Source organism: Lysinibacillus sphaericus, from assembly GCF_005217585.1.
GTDB lineage: Bacteria > Bacillota > Bacilli > Bacillales_A > Planococcaceae > Lysinibacillus > Lysinibacillus sphaericus.
On sequence record NZ_SZPT01000007.1, the window covers coordinates 81,064 to 100,374 of the forward strand.

Here is a 19,311-nt window from a genome sequence, read left to right on the forward strand (position 1 = left end):
AATATTAGAGAATAACGGTATTTTAATGAATTTAAGGTATATTTTACTAGGAAATAAGTTTGTTTTTTATTGCTAAACCTCTGTTAACTATAGGTGAAAGTCACAACGAGTAGTGAAAAAATATGAAAAAAAATCAATATTAATTTATTACCCTTTCTGTTTGGTGATTTAAACTATTTTTCATAAAGAATTTTAGCGCTTTTTAGCCTTTTTAAAGCCACTATAAATATCAAATGCACTTGCTAGAATCGTCAGAGTAATTACGACAAGTAGTATGCGATCTAGCGTAAACAAAATCTTTGTAGAAGTGGTTTCCATAATAGCCGCCATATAGGGTATTGCCGCACTATGAATAATATCAGGCTGATTTGCCATGACAATCAACACAATTGTACTCATACATTGAAGAACGGCACTTATAATGGCAATCGGCATGGTCCATTGTCTAACCTTCCATTTATATATGGTTAAAGCCATACTTAAAACGATGCAAAATAAAATAATCGGTCTATAAGACAAGAGGGTATCTTGGTTGAAAATAGGCATAACAAATTTTAAGCCACTTCTTTCATCCGAAGAGTAAATTCCAATCAGATGAGCGGCATTCAAATAAACAAATGTAAAAATGGCTATTCCTAATATGCTAAAGATAATATCAGTAAGCGGTATATAATTGTCTTTGTCGATAATTTTTGTTTTCTTTAAATCTTCCGGTGTCCATTCTTTGTTGCTTTTCATAAAGAATAGTAGATTTTTCGTGTTACCATAGCGTTCCGTTATGATAAAGGCAATGGTAATCCAAAACAGTACTTGTAAGACTACTTCGATCATAGTGGCAATCGTTATAGATATGGCTTGAATAATAGCAGACAACAGCAATCCATCCGCTGGGAAGGAAAAAATACTTTTTACAAGAAGTACAATTATTGTAATAAGGATTGCCCAAGGAAGCACTACTTTGATTGTCTGCATGTAAGTGCTGTACAGTTCAGGACCAATTAAATATTTCGGTTGCTGTTGATAGCTCGCAGCAAGTTTTGCTGGGTCTCCAAGTTTTAAAAGAGCTTCTTTTACCTCTAATTCTGAAAAATCCTCGGGTAACATATCTTCAATTGTAGATTTTAATTCAACTCCAATCGCGTCCCTTTTATTTTTAGGAATCCTTCGAATCACTTCATAAATATAGGCATCAATCAAATCCAACTTTGTCATCCTCCTTATAGTAATGTATATAGCTCTAACAACGTTGTTAGAAGCAAAAGAAATAGCGTTTCAACACATCATATTTGAGGCAACTACTACGCTCTCTGTTTTGCATTTCCCAGCGAACATGTTGATATTGGGGGAAGCTAACAGCCCCGTTCCTTCGAAGGCACATTTTTATCGACACACATTTTTTAGCTTCTCTACAGTTATCATACAGTAATGAATAGTATGTGGTAATATATGTTATTAATAGGGGCGGGAATTAATGTGAAAGCAAATGGCATTAAGCCAAATATTTTTATAATAATAGGAGGGTGTATATGCGAATTGTAAAGAAAATTCAAGAAGAAGAAGTTTTAAAATATGTAGATATTGTTATTGGTGCTTATCCGGGAGTCGTGCAAACTTCTCCACAAACAAAGGAGCGATTAGTATCCATTTTTAAGCATAACATGAGCAATGAACCCACTATAAATTATTATGGACTATGGGAAAACCACAATTTATTGGGTGGTATGCGTATCCATGATTTTAAAATGAACTTATTTTCGAATATCATTCCAATTGGTGGTGTTGGTCAAGTTGCAGTAGACTTACTGCATAAAAAAGAGCGAGTTGCTAAAGAACTAATCGATCATTTCTTTCAAATTTTTTTAGAGAAGGATGTGCACATCGTTGCCTTATATCCATTTAGACCGGATTTTTATAAAAAAATGGGCTTTGGCTATGGACCGAAAATGTACCAATATTCAGTCCAACCATCAAGCTTTCCGAAAGGGTCCACCAAACAGCATCTTAAATATTTACATCAACAGGATCAGCAATTGTTGGAAGAATGTTATAACAGAATAGCACTGAAAAAGCATGGTATGTTTTTAAAAACAAAAAATGAGTTGGATAGCATTTTTCAAAGTTCGCAAAACTATATTATTGCAGTCGACAAAGGTGACCATATAGAAGGCTATATCGTATTTTCGTTTAAAAAGCAAAGTGAGTCGAATTTTTTGCTGAATAATATGGTTATAAAAGAATTTTTATATGAAACACCCGAGGCTTTACTGGAGCTTAGTACGTTTTTAAATAGTCAGGCAGATCAAGTAAATCGAATTGAATGGCATACACAGGATGACAATATTCATTTCTTTTTAGGGGATGTCCGTAATGAATCCAATCATTTAATTCCGAGTGTATACCATGCCAATGCTATTGTAGGGATTGGTTTAATGTATCGGATAATCAATGTAAGAGGTTTCTTTCAGGAACTCAAGCGACATCATTTTAATAATAGCAATATAACGTTTAAGCTTACTGTTTATGATTCGTTGTTAGAAGAAAATAATAAGCCTCTTATAATAAGAGCGGTAGATGGCGCTCTGGAGATGTTAGAAAACGCACACTATGATGTAGAAATGATAATTGATATTGCGGAGCTTTCTTCGCTAGTGATGGGCGTGGTGACGGTTCAAGAATTATTTATGCTCGGCATGCTAAAGGTTAGTGATGAACAGTTTTTACAGGAATTGCACAAGTTCTTCTTTGTTTTGAATAAACCAACGTGTGTAACAGCATTCTAATAGAAGAAAGACGTTAAAATTTTTTCGTGTTAATCCTTTTTCATTAGGATGGATGAACGGACGGGTCTTTCTAAAGGTGTAATATTAATAATAAAATAGCTAATAATTAATATTAAAATAATAAGGGCATAGATTAATGTGTTAATGGCATGATCGTGTTCGACAATGATTAAGCGAATCATCGCTGTAATCCCTATATAGATAAAGTATCGTAGCGGGAAATGGTAATCCTCTTTAAAGTACTTAATAATCATTGTAATAAATTCAAAATACAAAAAGAAAATAAGAATATTTGCTAGGAAAAGTTTGTAGTCACTAGTACCGCCTTTTAATAAGATGTTTAGAAACTCAATGAGCTCTTTCATAAGCAGGAAGGACAGTATAAGTGCTAATAATACAAGGCAGACGTTGAGAAATAATTGTAAAGATTTTGGGACAGCTTTTACAAGTTGTTGATACGTATTATGCTTGTGATTCATGTAATTCCTCCATCTTCTTATTTAAACATAATATTTATCTTATAGAATATGAATAAAACGTCGAAAAGAGAATAGCAATTTCACAAAAATTTGAGTTATTTGGTGTATTTTCTTACTTTTAATGAATATAACATGATAACGTAAACAGAAGATGCGTAATACTGTAAATAACTGTATAGTATTGTAAAAGAAAGTTTTTAAAAAATTTAGGCTGTATGATAAAATAGAGTTGCATGAATATAAAATAAAAGGGGTTTTTTTAAATGGCAAAATCAGCAAAATCTGATGCAAAAATTACACCAGAGCGTTTAGAAGAGGCGTTAAATGTTCGTGACCGTCTTATTATTGAGTTATTAGTTCAAGTTCTTGACGAGAAATTAGTCATTGAACGTCCTGTATTACGTGAGCGTTTAGGTAACCTTGTAGACCTTTCTGATCATGATGCAGAATTACAAGAAACTTTACATGCTGTAATCAACAAGCTGTAATATCTAATCTTTAAAGGCGATTAGCAAAGCATAAAGATGTACTTCAAACAGGCAAGCTCCTTTGGGGGCTTGTTTCTTTGTCTATGGGATATTTCAAGTGCATTGTGTAGAGTTATCAACTTTCGCCATAATCGTATGAAAAGTGAAAAGTACCCTATAAGATAGATTGTTGTCTATCCTATAGGGTACTTTACGTTAAGCTAATAGTGCTTAGTAAACTTTATCGCCATTAAAAATTGAATTTTTTACAATAACGTAATCTACGTTGCGAATAGCCTCTAGCTTCGTGCCACCAGCATAAGAAATAGATGATTGAAGGTCTTGTTGCATTTCAATTAACGTATCTTTTAGGCTACCTTTATGTTCTACAAACATTTTTTTACCTTCGACATTTTTCTTCTCACCTTTTTGGAATTCTGATGCAGAGCCGAAGTATTCTTTTACTAATTTGCCATCGATTTCAATCGTTTCACCTGGCGATTCCTCGTGGCCTGCAAATAAAGAACCGATCATGACCATTGAAGCACCGAAACGTACAGATTTCGCAATATCACCATTTGTGCGGATACCACCATCCGCAATAATTGGTTTCGTTGCAGCTTTTGCACACCAACGTAGTGCTGCTAATTGCCAACCACCTGTGCCAAAACCTGTTTTAATTTTTGTAATACATACTTTACCTGGCCCAATACCAACTTTTGTAGCATCTGCACCAGCGTTTTCAAGCTCACGTACTGCTTCAGGTGTACCAACATTACCAGCAATAACAAAGCTATTTGGTAAATGTTGTTTAATATGTTGAATCATACGAATGACAGCGTTTGAATGACCATGTGCAATATCAATTGTAATAAATTCCGGAACTAAGCCAGCACTTGCTAATTCTTCTACAAATGTATATTCCTCATCTTTTACACCGACACTAATGGAAGCAATTAAGCCACGGCTTTGCATATCTTTAATAAAGCTAATACGCGTTTCAGGGTTGAAACGGTGCATAATATAAAAGTAACCGTTTTCAGCAAGCTTAGCGGCAATACTTTCATCAATAATAGTCTGCATATTTGCAGGGACTACAGGTAATTTAAATTTGTGTCCGCCTAATGTAACAGATGTATCACATTCTGATCGACTGTTTACAATACATTTTGCGGGAATTAGTTGAATATCTTCATAATCAAATACATTATCCATTATATACACTCCTAAAATACGAATATTTTTCGATGTTTATTTTAAATTGTTCGCCATTTGGTAATTTACATGATTTTCAATGAAAAGTCAAAGATTTTATCAAAATAAATAAAAAATAGACAGTTGGAGACAAGAAAGGTACTAAAACATAGAAAAGCATATCCTTTTTTGACAGTATAATATGAATGTTAGAAGTAAAACTATGGAGGATTTCCTAATGGTAAGACTAGCTTATCGTTCGCTATCTAAGTACAATAGAGTTGTTTCATAAATGACAGAGGAGTGGTGAGCATGGCAGTAGAGGTGTATTTAATTTTCAATGGCAATTGTCGAGAGGCTGTAACATTTTATGAGCAAGTTTTTAATACGGACAAGGCTGAAATTATGACATTTGGAGATTCACCAAGTGATCCAAGCTATCCATTACCAGAGGAAGCGAAAAATCTCGTTATGCATACACGCTTATCCATTTTAGGCAGTACGGTAATGTTTTCGGATACATTCCCAGGTTCACCGTTTACCATTGGTAACAATGTCACATTAGCTGTTGTAACAGATGATGAAGCGCAGTTACGACAAGCGTTTGAAAAACTGAAAGAGGGTGGCAAAGTGACGATGGAACTTCAAGAAACATTTTGGAGTAAATGTTACGGTTCACTTACAGATAAGTTTGGTATCGAGTGGCAGTTTAGCCATGAGGAAAAAGCTAAATAGGAAAATTGAAATAGGCTGGGACAAAAGAGAAAAAGTGTTAGATTGAACCTAATCAATCTAACACTTTTTTGCTATGTCGTTGTTGTCCGCTACGACGATGCTTTCCGCTCAGCACCGTAAGCCGCAACCCTTGCTAACGCGCGGAATGCCCGCGTCTTACATGGTGTGCTGTTCCTGCGGGAGTCACCGTCTCCGCTTGAACACTTCTCTTTATTGCAAAAGCAAGAAGAGCTAAGTTTTACATAAATAGCAAAAATTTATGAACATCTTTTCTCTGTTCCTTAAATTTTTTAGTTATGTCCCAGCCTCTTAATATTTAAAACGACCTACAAAGCTTTGTAACTCGTCCGCCATATCGAGTAAAGCTTTAGCTGCGGATGTCATCTCCTGCATAGAGGACAATGTTTGTTCAGTTGAAGCGGCAACTTCTTCAGAGGCTGCTGCATTCATTTTTGCATGATCAGTTAGCTCGATTGCCGTTGCAGTAACTTCTTCCACTACAGCTGATATTTCTTGAGCAGATGCAGAGATACCTTCCATTTTCGGTGCAATATTACGTAAACTTTCAGTAATGCTCGCGAATTTTTTACTTGTATCTTCTGATAGCTGTAAACCTTCATGTACATCAGAAGAAGCTTTGATCATCGTTTCCACCGATTTAGCCGTATCTTGTTGAATCCCTGTAATAAGGGAAGAAATTTGCTCAGCAGATTGATGTGATTGCTCGGCTAATTTTCTTACTTCATCAGCTACGACAGCAAATCCTTTACCGTGCTCGCCTGCTCTAGCAGCCTCAATCGCAGCATTTAATGCTAGTAAATTTGTTTGGTCGGAAATCGCACTAATGATTTCTAATATTGAACCAATTTCTTTTGTCCGATCATAAAGCGACTTAATCATTCTGTCTGATTGTGTTACGGATTCATTAATTGATACCATTTGATTTACAGTGCGTTCAACGGATTGACCACCTTCCTCGGCTTGCACAATCGCATGGTTAGAAAGGTCTGTCACTTGCATTGCGCTATCTGCTACTTCAACGATTCCTTGTGCAATTTCTTCGATAGAGATAGCATTTTGGTCGATACCTGTTGTCTGTCTTTCTGCACTAATCGCTACTTGTTGCATCGCTTGTGAAACCTGCTCAGAAGAAGCAATATTTTGCTCTGCGTGGGCAGATAATCCTTGTGCGGATTCTTGTACATGTTGGACGCTACGGTCAACATTGCGAATCAGGTTTTTCAAGTTCACTTTCATTGAAATAAATGCTTCACTAAGTAAGCCAATTTCATCCTTAGAGTGAATTTCGATAAATTCCGTTAAATCGCCTTCACTAATTTTTAAAGCACTATGTTTTAGTCGATTAATTGGATTTACGACAGAACGAATCATAATCAGCATAAACATTACACCCACAACAATGGACACCGCAATAATGATTAAGTTCATATTAAACGTTGTAGCGGCCGCCTTTGTCGCTTCAGCAGTGAACATTGTACCAACAAGTTTCCAACCCGTTAGTTCATTTGTGATAAATTGTAGCTGTCGATCAGCTTCTAAAATTGTGCCACTATCCTGTTCATAAATTTTAGCGATATAACTTTCAGTAGCCTTGGAACCACTTTCTTTATCACGTTGAGAAATATATAGTTTGTTGTTATCTAATAGTGAGGCAAAGCCTGTTTTTCCAATACGAATATCATTCGTAAGGGCACTTAATGTAGATATATTGAGATCTAATCCGATGACTCCAGAATTATCTGGCAATGCTTGTGTAATTGTAATAACCATGTCACCAGAAGCTTGTGAAATATAGGGTTCTGTAATCGTTACCTGCCCTTTGTTGTTTACTGCTTGTGTATACCAGGGTCTTTTTCGTGGGTCAAAGTCACTTTGATATTGCTGAGCGGGCTCATCGAGAATTTTGCCCTCACTTGTCCCAAAATAGACAAGTTCAATCTCTGTATGCATATTTACGTATTCTTTAAATAGTGACTTAAGCTCCGGCACTTTACTTTCTTGTAAGTAAGATTGATTAAGTTTCTTAGTAAAATATTGAATGTCCTCAATCTTTGGCTTAATTGTACTAGTAATATTCGTATTAAGCATACGAATACTTTCGTTTGTACTTGCTTGTTGTTCCTTAGAAATTTGCTTCTCTGCACTTTGATAAGAAATGATACCGATTAATAAAGTTGGGATGAGAAGCATTGCTAAGAATGAAAAAATGAGCTTTTTCCGTAAACTTAGTTTTGTCAATTGTATAATCCTCACTAAAAATGTTTTATTGTTATTGTTCTATACTTTTCCCCAAGAAGGTAAATAATAGACGACTAGCTAATTTTAACAAATATACAATAAAAGTTAAGCCCTTATCGGTTTTTATTTTTAGATAATTGATCGTATCGAAAAAATATCTCAAAACTTGAAAAACATTCTTTGTTGATAGACATAGAAATGTTCTATTTGATGTATACTATTGCTCAGAAGAGGAGGGAATTTGTAATGATTCAACAAATTGGACAAGTAATGTTATATGTAAATGATCAAGATGCAGCTGTCGCGTTTTGGACTGAAAAAATAGGATTTGTAGTAGTAGCTGATAATAAGGAAGCAGGGATGCGTTGGATTGAAATTGCTCCTACAAAGGATGCCCAAACGTCATTCGTACTGCACAATAAAGAAGTAATTGCGAAAATGCAACCGGAATTAAATTTAGGGACACCTTCTATTATGTTTTACGCTGATAACATAACTGACATGTATCAAGATTTCCAAACGAAAGGAATTAAAGTAGGGGATTTAGTCATGATGCCAATCGGTAGAGTTTTTAACTTTGCAGATCCTGAAAACAATTACTTCGCTTTAGTGGAAAAATAAAAAAAGGGGGCTTTAAACCCCTCATTACTAAAAATCCGTAGGGCTGTCTACGGATTTTTTTTTATAAACACCAAAATAGTTCTATTTCCAGAGGGCTACCTGTCTTAATGAGCGTTTATGTTAAATCCTCACCATAAATGGCTACAGATTGTCGATCAACGGCAAACTCCCGACCATTCCATTTTAAAATGTTTTCAACATATCCTAATCCATCCGCATGATATCTTCCCGCAATTTCTTGATAAGCTAATATTTCATATGTGCCATCACGATCAAAATCAACAGGGTATAATCCACTGATAGGGTCAACCCAACCTTCAATCGGTTGCTTTAATGTGCCATCTTGATTATAAATTTCCGCTAAGTACTCGGGTCCTTTATATTGTAAATCAAGAATATATTGCTTTTTAGGATTAAAACTCCGCACGGATGCTTTATAGTTATTTAAGTAGTTGACTGAGTAAGTTAGTTTACTATTAAATGACTCGGTATCAAATATTGAACGTACTTTGCCGTTTATAGATGAAAAAATTTCACCGTTAATAATTCCTCCACTACCACCAGTATCAGAAATCACCATAATATCTTCTATATGATCTCCAGTAAAATCTCCGAGAAAAATGGTAGGACTATAGCCAACGTTTTCTTTCAGCCCAATTTGTTCGAATTGCCGTGTCTGCCCGTAAAAGATGACAAGTGTAATGTTTTTCCAGAGCGGGCTATCGGGTGTTTTAGTACCCATTAAAAATACAGTTTCAAAAAAACCATCACCGTTAATATCTCCAAATTTTGTTTGAATAATTTGAGGAGCCATTTGGGTCATGCTGATAGTACTTGGAGATGGATTTAAATTATTGTTCATTTATACACCTCTTTCTTAGTGTTAGCATATGTTTTGAATACAGCTTGGTGCATAAAATAAGTTGTGAAATAAAAGAGGGGAATAAATCCTATAATACTTACTAAAAAACTTGTGATTAGCCCATTGACAATTAACCATGTTGAAAGTATCATAATGTCAATGAATCAGAAAATTCAGTACCACAAGTTATCTCACTACTTAATGTAGGTAGAGATTTTTTTTAAACCGTTAATTCTTAGTAAATATATATGTTTTATATAATTTGGGAAGAAGGAGATTTTTGTGAAAGAGTTATTTATTAAAACGGAGCGTCAGCGTTACTGGCTAGAGCAGTTGGCTTCAATTGCAGAGCCAATCAAATCGGAGGCTGTAGAAGTCGACGAACAGTCCCGGTTTCCATTTGAGGCATATAAGCTACTATTACAAATCGGCTATCCAAAACTAACTTTACCGAAACAATATGGAGGAGAAGGATTATCTGTTTACGATATGATTCTCGTTCAAGAAACATTAGCTAGTTGCGATGAAAACGCCTCTCTTTCACTCGGATGGACATTAGGTGTTGTTGGCGAAATATATGACAAAAAGCTATGGGCTGAGGATTTACTCCAAAAATTCGCACAGAAAGTACAACAAGGTGCCATTATCAATCGAGCTGTCAGTGAATTAGCAACTGGTAGTCCAACGCGAGGTGGCCGTCCAGGAACAAATGCCGTATCGACAGCGGATGGCTGGTTATTAAATGGCCGTAAAATATTTACGACTGCATCGCCCGTACTCGATTATTTCTTAACGTCTGCTTGGATTGAAGAAAAAGGGCAAATTGGCTTTTTCCTCATTCATAAAGATGTAGCAGGGCTATCAATTGAAGAAAATTGGCAAATGTCAGCGATGCGTGGCACAAGTAGTCATGATTTAGTATTACAGAACGTAGTGGTTCCTACTAATCATTTAGTAGAATTGCCGAGTCATCCAAGTGGTGGCAAGATTAATGGCTGGATTTTGCACATCCCTGCAACTTACTTAGGGATTGCACAGGCAGCGAGAGACTATGCGTTACATTTCGCTAATCATCATCAACCAAACAGTTTAAATGCCCCGATTAGCACATTACCAAATGTACAGCAGTTATTAGGAGACATTGAATTAAAGCTACATCAGGCACGTTTTGTCCTTTATGGCGTGGCAGAGGCTTATGATGATCCAACAAGACGACATACTTTAACGAATGAAATGGCGGTTGCCAAGCATACGGTGACGAATATTGCGATTGATGTCGTGGATAAGGCGATGCGCGTTGTTGGAGCAAAAAGTTTACAGCTTACGAACCCGTTACAACGCTATTATCGTAATGTTCGTGCAGGATTACATAATCCACCAATGGATGATATGACGATACTAAAATTAGCGACAGCTGCCATTGAGCAACAAAAATTATCTGAACAGTAATCATATAATCACTTGAGATGAAGGAGAAATGACATATGTTTAAACAAAAGAAAAAATTATTTCAAATTGCAGCAGTCGGGTTGGCCTCTCTTGCTATTTTAGCAGGATGCAGTTCGGGCGAAGCTTCTAAAAATGAAACAGAAGATGGGGTTAAAGTACGTACTGTGAAGGTAGCATACGATCAAGCTTCTAAGCCGATTAGCTATATTGACGATAAAGGTAATCCAACAGGCTACGACGTGGAAGTAATGAAGCTAGTAGATGAACTATTACCTGAATATAAGTTCGAATATGTTGGAACTACAAGTGATGATTTATTAATCGGTGTAGAGCAAGGAAAGTACCAAGTCGGTGTGAAAAATGCATTCTTCACGCAGGAACGTACAGAGAAATTCATCTTCCCTAAAGAATTTTTAGGATTAAGTAGTGCAGGTTTAGTGCTACGCAAAGAAGATGAAGGGATTAAAACATTAGCGGATTTTGCGTCAAAAGGATATTCATTAGCGCCGATTGCTGCTAACAATGCCCAGTATACAATTATCGATGAGTACAACAAAGCAAATCCTAACAACAAAGTAAAATTACAAGCAGGTGATGCCTTTACTGTCGATGTTGTGCAATGGGTAAATGAAGGGCGCGTTGATGGTGGTGTCATGATTGAAGGTCCATTTAAGCAGCAAGTATTAGCGGACGATGGCGCTTATCATAATTTGAAGGATGAGGTTGTTTATAACGAATTTGCAGTGATTAAAACATGGCCACTGTTCAATAAAAAAGAACAAGAATTTGCGGATGCTTATGATAAAGCGATTGCCCAAATTAAAGAACAAAAGAAAACAAGTGAATTAAGTAAAGAGTTTTATGGCCGTGATTTATTTGAAGTGTTAGAAAACGTAAATCGATAATTTTTAAAAGGCTGCCTGAGTCAAGTTACTCAGCAGTCTTTCTTAATAAACGGAGAGCGAAGGCGTTGAAATTTAGCTGCCTTTAGTGAAGACATTGATAAAGTTGGTGAGGAAATGGAGAAGTATTTTGATGCATCGTACATTTGGAACGCTATTCCCTTATTATTGCCGTTTTTAAAAGTAACCTTTTTAGTTGCAGGGTCTTCCATTGTACTAGGTATATTCTTCGGCTTATTATTAGCCGCTGCAAAGTTAAGTTCAATGAAGGTATTACAAAAAATGGCGAATTTATATACAACTATTATGCGTTGTACGCCATCCATTGTTCTATTATTCCTTGTTTATTATGGGGTACCTGCATTAGCAGAAAACATCGGTTTAAATCTTCATGCGATAGAGACAGCCTTCTTCGTCGTCGTGACATTTACATTGCAGTTTGCTGCAATTATGTCTGAGGTGATTAGGTCTTCCTATTTGGCTATTAATAAGGGACAGTTTGAAGCTGCTGTTAGTGTAGGGTTAACACCGTTCCAAGCTTATCGTCGCATTATTTTCCCTCAAGCGCTTGTAATCGCATTACCAAACTTCGGAAATGCCATGATTGCGTTATTACAAGAAGGAGCATTGGCATACACAATTGGGCTAATTGATATTGTTGGTAAGGCTAATTTAATTATTGCAAGTAATATTAATGCCCATGCATTAGAAATCTATATCGCACTTGCGATTGTTTATTGGGTACTATCGATTGTGATTGAAAAATTCTTTGCTATGTTAGAAAAGTTTTTTGGCAAGGGAAAAAGAACGTTAGAAACAACGTAAGGGGGCGTAATGATGAACTACCAATTTTTAGTTGAAACCTTTTTTGTAGCATTATCGGGTGTACCGATCGCACTCCTTGTAACGGTTGTTGCATTACTCGTTGCTCTTCCACTTGGCTTTTTATTAGCACTGACACGCATTAATAAAATTCCGGTTATACATCATCTAGCAAAAATTTATGTATCCTTTGTTCGAGGTACGCCCATTATTATTCAGATTTTTATTATTTATAGTAGTATTCCACTCATATTAAAAATGGTTTTTGAAAAATATCATATTACCTATGACATTTATAAAATCAATCCAATTTGGTATGCATTTATCGTGTTTGCTTTTAGTACAACAGCTATTTTAATAGAGGTATTCCGTTCGGCACTTGGTACCATTGAAAAGGGTCAGCTAGAGGCGGCACATGCAGTGGGTTTAACGACATTTCAAGCTTATCGCCGAATTATTATTCCACAAGCATTAGTAGTGGCGATGCCGAATATTTGTACAGCAACAGTAAACCTAATAAAAGCGACGTCATTGGGATATGCGATGTCCTTACCAGAAATTACATTGAAGGCAAAAGTTGCTGCAAATGTGGGCTACAATTATGTGGAAGCATATCTTGATATATTCATCGTGTATTTAATTTTATGCAGTACGGTTGAATACTTGTTTAAGCGATACGAGCAACATTTGAGCAAATACAAAGTGGCAAATGCCTAAGGGGTGAATCTTTATGTTAACAATCAAAAATATTCATAAATCATTTGGCGATAATGAAATTTTAAAAGGTGTAGATTTATCGATTGATAAAGGTGATGTAGTTGTTATTTTAGGCCCGAGTGGCTCAGGTAAAACGACTTTATTGCGTTGCATTAACTTTTTAGAAAAGGCAGACCAAGGGCATGCGACATTCGGTACAATCGATGTGGATTTTCAAAATGTCAAAAAGAAGGACGTCCATGCTATTCGTCAACGTGTAGCGTTTGTATTCCAAAATTATAATCTTTTTACGAATAAAACAGCTTTAGAAAATGTGACAGAAGGACTTGTTATTGGCCGAAAAATAGCAAAGGCTGAAGCGATTGAAATCGGTAAAAAAGCGCTTGGTAAAGTAGGGCTGTCTGAAAAATATGATGCTTATCCAAGTCAGTTATCTGGCGGTCAACAGCAGCGTGTTGGTATTGCCCGTGCAGTGGCCTTGAACCCAGATATTATTTTATTTGACGAGCCGACTTCTGCCCTTGACCCAGAACTAGTGGGAGAAGTATTGACGGTTATGAAGAACATTGCGAAAGAGGGCACGACAATGCTTGTTGTAACGCATGAGATGGGCTTTGCAAAGGATGTAGCTAACCGCGTTATTTTTATGGATGGTGGGGTTGTTGTCGAAGAAGGAAGCCCACATGATATATTCGTTAGCCCGAAAGAAGAACGGACGAAAAAGTTTTTAAAGCGTGTGATACCAGAGGATTATACATTTTATATTTAAGGTTTTCATTGGAACTAGTGAAACGTTATTAGTTGCAGGGATGTAGCTCTAGTTGTTGTAATATCTTTCTTCGGACCGATGATTTACGTTTTTATTTGTCATTGCGTCCTATAGAATTTATACTTTTACTTGAAAAAAGGTTCAATTCTTGTAGGCATAACAAGGAGTTGAGCAACAGTTTTATTCGGAAAGTTTTTGAGAACTTACAGTAAAAGCTAAATTTTCAAAAAGGGGTTTACAACAATGCCACTTACTTTTGCACATCCCGCTGCCGTATTACCGTTCTCAAGAAAAAGTAAGTATATTCATTTTTCTGCCATGGTTATCGGTAGTATGGCGCCAGACTTTGAGTATTTTCTAAGAGGCCAACCTAAGGGTGAAATAGGTCATACTTTTATGGGGTTTATTACGTTCAATCTACCGTTAGTAGCTTTCATCTACTTTATCTACCATTTCTTTATACACCAAACCTTTGTTCATTATTTGCCTAATATACTACAAGATACTTCTACAAATAGAGTAGATTCCAATAAATTGTTGAAATTAGTCGTGTTTATTTATTCTGCCTTGTTTGGCATGCTTACTCATGTTGTATGGGATTCCTTTACACATATAAATGGTTATATGGTGCTTACTTTCCCTACAGTATTTACTAAAATCTATCGTATTTATGGTTTTGATTTACCTTTGTATAAGTTTTTGCAACATGGTAGTACATTACTGGGATTCCTTTTGATATTTGGTTATATGTATTTCAGAGCATTATCTCAGAGACATAGAAATGCTACCGTTGGTGTTACACATAAAATTATTTATTGGTCATCCTTATTCATAATGACATGTTCAGTAGTAATTAGTTGGTATGTCATTGACCATGTTCCATTATTAAATTATGGCATTCTTGTTGTAAGAATAATCGATTCTTTTTTTATTAGTTTATTCATCATATCAATCTACTTAAAATATTGGCTAAAAAGGTAAAGTACTGAGATTTATCTTTAAAGAGACTGTTCTGGTAAATGGAACAGTCTTTTTTGTTGCTGAAAGGAGCGTGGGATTTTGGCTATATGAAGGGAGCATCTTTCAATTTTTTATTAAACAGAATTATCAAAAAATATTGACATTTAAGTTTTCTTTTTTTATATTTTTACTAATATATTTCCGTTTATCGGAATTAATTTCCGTATAGTGGAAATGTATATGGTGGATTTTTTGTCTTATGTAGCAAGTTGCTACTTTAAGGTTTTGTACTACGAATGCAAAGGGGAGAGAGGATGGCAAATCTACAAGAGAATCATAATGTTGAAGAGCCGAAAATCAAGGGGATTAATGCGTTTGTTTTAATGTTTATTATTATTTTAGTTATGAGTGTCCTTACGTATATTATTCCAGCTGGTCAGTATGATCGAGTTGAAATAAACGGGCGTATGGTTGTAGACCCTGAATCATTTCACTATATAGATTCGAGTCCAGTCGGTTTCCTTGAAATATTCAATAGTGTCCATTTAGGGATGCTAGAAGGTGCTTCCATTATTTTATTTGTTTTCTTATTTGGGGGAGCGCTTGGTATTATGCAAAAAACGGGAGCGATCGATTCATTTATTAAAGTAATGGCTTCTAAATTTGGTCAGAAGGAGTACGTGTTAATTCCAATTCTGATATTAATCTTTGGTAGTTTAGGAACATTAATCGGTTCAGCAGAGGATACACTTGTGTATATTGCCATCATTATTCCATTAACGATGGCTCTAGGAATGGATGCCATTACAGGCTTTGCAATTGTCATGCTAGGGACATTAGCAACTGGTTTTACATCTGGCATTACCAATCCATTTAACATCGGCGTTGCTCAAACGATAGCTGAATTGCCAATGTATTCAGGTATGTCTTATCGCATTATTGTATTTGTTGTGTTCTATCTTTTAACAGTAATTTATATTATTCGGCATGCAAAAAAAGTGAAAGAAGACCCAGCGAAAGGAATCTACGGAAAGTTTAAGAGAGAAGAAACGGTGGAACTATCTTTAGACTTTAAAATGAGCGGTCGTCATTTATTGGCTTTGCTGGTGTTGTTAGCGAATTTTGTTGCATTAATTGTCGGGGTTATTAAGTTTCAATGGTATATCAGTGAAATTGGTGGCGTATTCTTATTAAGCAGCATTATTATGTCGGTAATTTGTAAAATGAGTCCAAATCAAATGGCTGAAGGCTTTATTTCAGGAGCGCGAGATATGGTGGAGGGTGCTTTAATTATTGGCTTTGCTCAAACAATCCTCGTTATTACGACATCGGGTGGCTTAATTGATACTATTTTACATTTTGTAGCGAATGCAGTCAGTGTACTACCTGCTTCTATTAATGCAGTAGGCATGTTCTTGCTACAACTGTGTTTAAATTTCTTAGTGCCATCAGGTAGTGGACAAGCTGCTTTAACAATGCCCATTATGACACCATTAGCTGATTTAATTGGTGTAACAAGACAGACAGCCGTATTGGCTTTCCAATTTGGAGACGGTATATCGAATATGGTCATTCCTACAAGTGGTGTTTTGTTAGCAGGTTTAGCAATCGCAGGTATTCCATTTTCCAAATGGTTTAAATGGGTTTTCCCATACTTCGTTATTCAAACGACGTTAGCCATTATTTTATTAGTTATTGCGCACGTTATGAATTACGGCCCGTTTTAATTTAGAGAATGATAGGAGGATTTACAAATGATAAAAACAAAAGATTTACATCAACAGGTCATTGCTTGGAGACAGCATTTACATATGTATCCTGAATTATCACATCAAGAGCATCAAACAGCACAGTTTATCTATGAGCAATTAATAACATTTCCACATTTAGAAGTAAAACGGTTAACAGAAACGAGTGTTTATGCATGTTTAAAAGGGACGAAGACGGAGGGGCAGGGTCATACGATTTTATTGCGTGCAGATATTGATGCATTGCCAATTGAAGAAGAGACCGATTTGCCATTTAAATCAAAAAATCCAGGGGTGATGCATGCTTGTGGGCATGATGCACACCCAGCGATGTTATTAGGTGCTGCGAAAGTATTAGCTGAACGGGGTACAGATTTCAATGGTGAAATCCGTTTTATTTTCCAGCATGCTGAGGAGGTAACGCCAGGGGGAGCTGCTCAACTTGTGTCATTAGGTGTTGCGGATAATGTAGATTATGCATTTGCATTACATGTAAGCCCGGATTATCAAGTCGGTCAATTTGCCATGAAGGATGGAAAGTTTACGGCAGCTGCAGATGATTTTGAGATTAAGATTTACGGTCGAGGTGGACATGCTTCGACGCCAGAGGTTGCAATTGATCCGTTATTGATTGGGTCAGAAATGGTTGTGGCATTGCAAACTATTGTGTCGCGTAAAGTACCAAGCATTCATGCTCCGGTTTTAACGGTAGCTAAATTTCATTGTGGTACAGCTTTAAATATTATTGCGGATACGGCTGAGCTTGGTGGTACAATTCGTTCGCTTGATGCGACAGTACGTGTGGAGGCTCGTCACCATTTAGAGAAGATTGTCAATGGTATAGCGTCCATGCATGGGGCTAGAGTAGATATTAAATGGGAACTTGGTTGTCCTTCTGTAACCAATGACAAGGAGCTTACAGCTTTATCGCGTCAAATAGCGGGGGATATTGTAGGGGCAGAAGGTGTACAGGAATTACCTGCACCAATGTTTGGAACAGAAGATTTTGCCGATTTTTCAGAGATTGTTCCTTCTTCAATGCAGTATATAGGGGTGCATAATGAGGATTTTGGTGAAGCCTATCCTTTGCATCACCCTCGCTTTAAAATTGATGAGGATGCCTTGATTTATGGTGTTCGCTATTTTGAAAAAATCGCACGGACATTATGCCCTTAAAATCATCACCAGTGTGGGTGGGTGTTTGAGTGTATTGGTGTAAAGTATCTAGTAGTTAATTGGAGTGACGTATGGAGACGCCCGCGGAAATCAACGGCAGTAACTATCTACAACAATAAACACCCACCTTATGCAGGCGGGTGTTTATCGTTGTTATCGCGTATTATTTTGTATAGTTATCAAAATAACCTTGAATATAAATCATTGGTGTTCCTTTATCGCCTGAGCCTGAAGTTAGGTCAGAAAGAGAACCGATTAAGTCTGTTAATTTCCGAGGTGTTGTACCTTGAGCGGCCATTTGACCAGTTAAATCTTCGTCTTTATTTTGAATATATTCAGAGATAGCTGTTTTTAATTCTTCTCCGCGAAGATCAGCAAAATCATTATCTGCTAAGTATTTTAATTTTACTTCATTCGGTGTACCGTCTAAGCCTGCAGTGTAGGCAGGTGAAACAACAGGGTCAGCAAGCTCCCAAATTTTACCCACTGGATCTTTGAATGCACCATCTCCATAAACCATTACCTCTACTGTTTTACCAGTAGCTTCTTTGATTTTTGCTTGGATGCCATCAACGATTGGTTGGCAAGTATGTGGGAATAGTTTTACACTTTCCTCAGTTGCTTTGTTTGAGCCAAGTAGACCGTATTCTGCATTAAAGCCAGAACCATTAATAGATTCAGCTAAAATATTATCTAACGAAAATACCTTTTCAGCACCATTCGTTGTTAAAATACGTTTTGTACGGAAGCGAGTGTGAATATCGCAAGTTAGTACACTTTTTGTATAGGCTAAAATTGTTTTTGGATTGTTTGAGAAGATGACTTCACAAGCTGCACCTTCAGCTTCGATTAATTCTTTGTAGTATTCAATATAATCTACACCTGTAAATGTGTGTTTTTTATAGCCGAAATGCTCGCGGAACTCAGCTTCTGTTAAGGTATCAGTCCAAGGATTAATACCTTTAACATCTAGTTCGTCGATATCAACTAAGTGGTTGCCAACTTCATCCGATGGGTAGCTTAGCATTAAAACGACTTTTTTTACCCCTTTCGCAATACCACGTAAGCAGTTTGCAAAGCGATTACGGCTTAAAATTGGGAAGATCACACCAACTGTATCATCACCAAACTTAGCAGCTACATCCGTTGCAATGTCATCGATTGATGCATAGTTACCTTGTGCACGGGCTACAACAGATTCTGTTACTGTCACAATATCTTGATCCTCAATTGAATAGCCTTCCACTTTAGCAGCGTTTAGTACTGTATCGACAACGATTTGTTCGATGTTATCGCCTTCGTTAATAATCGGACCACGAAGACCTCTTACCACTGTTCCAACTACACGTTCCAAAATAATCTCTCCTTATT

General features: G+C 36.4%; 18 protein-coding genes. 12 read left to right on the forward strand and 6 right to left on the reverse strand.

The genetic code is table 11. From position 1 onward, the window contains the following. Window positions 1-192 precede the first annotated feature (192 nt). A complete protein-coding gene (locus tag FC748_RS19545; protein ID WP_108031073.1) occupies window positions 193-1,203 on the reverse strand; it encodes a hypothetical protein in 1,011 nt (336 codons plus the stop codon). 323 nt (window positions 1,204-1,526) lie between these two features. On the opposite strand from FC748_RS19545, the gene FC748_RS19550 reads away from it, so the two are divergent. Then, window positions 1,527-2,780 carry a GNAT family N-acetyltransferase gene (locus FC748_RS19550; protein ID WP_108031072.1) on the forward strand — a complete coding sequence of 418 codons (1,254 nt, stop codon included), beginning with the start codon at window positions 1,527-1,529 and terminating at the stop codon, window positions 2,778-2,780. A gap of 29 nt (window positions 2,781-2,809) precedes the next feature. Here FC748_RS19550 and psiE read toward each other — a convergent pair whose 3' ends face one another. Beyond that, on the reverse strand, window positions 2,810-3,259 hold the full coding sequence (psiE, locus tag FC748_RS19555) for a phosphate-starvation-inducible protein PsiE (protein WP_024364447.1): 450 nt from the start codon (window positions 3,257-3,259) through the stop codon (window positions 2,810-2,812). Window positions 3,260-3,522: 263 nt separating this feature from the next. Between psiE and FC748_RS19560 the strand changes: the two genes are divergently transcribed. Beyond that, window positions 3,523-3,747, forward strand: a complete 225-nt coding sequence (locus FC748_RS19560) for a hypothetical protein (RefSeq protein WP_024364446.1) — start codon at window positions 3,523-3,525, stop codon at window positions 3,745-3,747. Between the two features lie 210 nt (window positions 3,748-3,957). Here the strand turns inward: FC748_RS19560 and guaC are convergent, their stop codons facing one another. Beyond that, the gene (guaC, locus tag FC748_RS19565; RefSeq protein ID WP_029747417.1) at window positions 3,958-4,941 is read right to left on the reverse strand and encodes a GMP reductase; all 984 of its coding nucleotides are present in this window, start codon (window positions 4,939-4,941) and stop codon (window positions 3,958-3,960) included. A gap of 291 nt (window positions 4,942-5,232) precedes the next feature. On the opposite strand from guaC, the gene FC748_RS19570 reads away from it, so the two are divergent. Then, window positions 5,233-5,655 (forward strand): VOC family protein, encoded by a 423-nt coding sequence (locus tag FC748_RS19570; RefSeq protein ID WP_025220876.1) that lies wholly within the window; start codon window positions 5,233-5,235, stop codon window positions 5,653-5,655. Window positions 5,656-5,964: 309 nt separating this feature from the next. Here the strand turns inward: FC748_RS19570 and FC748_RS19575 are convergent, their stop codons facing one another. After that, on the reverse strand, window positions 5,965-7,914 hold the full coding sequence (locus tag FC748_RS19575) for a methyl-accepting chemotaxis protein (protein ID WP_108031071.1): 1,950 nt from the start codon (window positions 7,912-7,914) through the stop codon (window positions 5,965-5,967). A 246-nt stretch (window positions 7,915-8,160) separates the two neighbouring features. Here FC748_RS19575 and FC748_RS19580 point away from each other — a divergent pair, with 246 nt between their 5' ends. Continuing rightward, complete coding sequence (locus FC748_RS19580; RefSeq protein WP_024364442.1) at window positions 8,161-8,535, forward strand: VOC family protein; 375 nt, start codon at window positions 8,161-8,163, stop codon at window positions 8,533-8,535. 115 nt (window positions 8,536-8,650) lie between these two features. Here the strand turns inward: FC748_RS19580 and FC748_RS19585 are convergent, their stop codons facing one another. Beyond that, the gene (locus FC748_RS19585) at window positions 8,651-9,397 is read right to left on the reverse strand and encodes a YybI family spore inner coat protein (RefSeq protein ID WP_108031070.1); all 747 of its coding nucleotides are present in this window, start codon (window positions 9,395-9,397) and stop codon (window positions 8,651-8,653) included. Between the two features lie 282 nt (window positions 9,398-9,679). Between FC748_RS19585 and FC748_RS19590 the strand changes: the two genes are divergently transcribed. The 8 genes from FC748_RS19590 (at window position 9,680) to FC748_RS19625 (ending at window position 17,940) form a co-directional block, all read left to right on the forward strand. Further along, the gene (locus FC748_RS19590) at window positions 9,680-10,846 is read left to right on the forward strand and encodes an acyl-CoA dehydrogenase family protein (protein WP_108031069.1); all 1,167 of its coding nucleotides are present in this window, start codon (window positions 9,680-9,682) and stop codon (window positions 10,844-10,846) included. 35 nt (window positions 10,847-10,881) lie between these two features. Beyond that, window positions 10,882-11,751, forward strand: coding sequence for a transporter substrate-binding domain-containing protein (locus FC748_RS19595; RefSeq protein ID WP_024364439.1), 870 nt, complete (start codon window positions 10,882-10,884; stop codon window positions 11,749-11,751). A gap of 114 nt (window positions 11,752-11,865) precedes the next feature. Continuing rightward, window positions 11,866-12,573, forward strand: a complete 708-nt coding sequence (locus tag FC748_RS19600; RefSeq protein WP_025220872.1) for an amino acid ABC transporter permease — start codon at window positions 11,866-11,868, stop codon at window positions 12,571-12,573. A 12-nt stretch (window positions 12,574-12,585) separates the two neighbouring features. Beyond that, the gene (locus FC748_RS19605) at window positions 12,586-13,287 is read left to right on the forward strand and encodes an amino acid ABC transporter permease (protein ID WP_024364437.1); all 702 of its coding nucleotides are present in this window, start codon (window positions 12,586-12,588) and stop codon (window positions 13,285-13,287) included. Between the two features lie 13 nt (window positions 13,288-13,300). Continuing rightward, a complete protein-coding gene (locus tag FC748_RS19610; protein WP_108031068.1) occupies window positions 13,301-14,056 on the forward strand; it encodes an amino acid ABC transporter ATP-binding protein in 756 nt (251 codons plus the stop codon). A 243-nt stretch (window positions 14,057-14,299) separates the two neighbouring features. After that, window positions 14,300-15,037, forward strand: coding sequence for a DUF4184 family protein (locus tag FC748_RS19615; protein ID WP_108031067.1), 738 nt, complete (start codon window positions 14,300-14,302; stop codon window positions 15,035-15,037). Window positions 15,038-15,330: 293 nt separating this feature from the next. Continuing rightward, the gene (locus FC748_RS19620) at window positions 15,331-16,743 is read left to right on the forward strand and encodes a YfcC family protein (protein ID WP_024364434.1); all 1,413 of its coding nucleotides are present in this window, start codon (window positions 15,331-15,333) and stop codon (window positions 16,741-16,743) included. Between the two features lie 27 nt (window positions 16,744-16,770). Then, complete coding sequence (locus tag FC748_RS19625) at window positions 16,771-17,940, forward strand: M20 metallopeptidase family protein (RefSeq protein ID WP_025220870.1); 1,170 nt, start codon at window positions 16,771-16,773, stop codon at window positions 17,938-17,940. Between the two features lie 163 nt (window positions 17,941-18,103). Here the strand turns inward: FC748_RS19625 and FC748_RS19630 are convergent, their stop codons facing one another. Then, the gene (locus FC748_RS19630) at window positions 18,104-19,294 is read right to left on the reverse strand and encodes a coenzyme F420-0:L-glutamate ligase (RefSeq protein ID WP_024364432.1); all 1,191 of its coding nucleotides are present in this window, start codon (window positions 19,292-19,294) and stop codon (window positions 18,104-18,106) included. Between the last annotated feature and the right edge of the window lie 17 nt (window positions 19,295-19,311).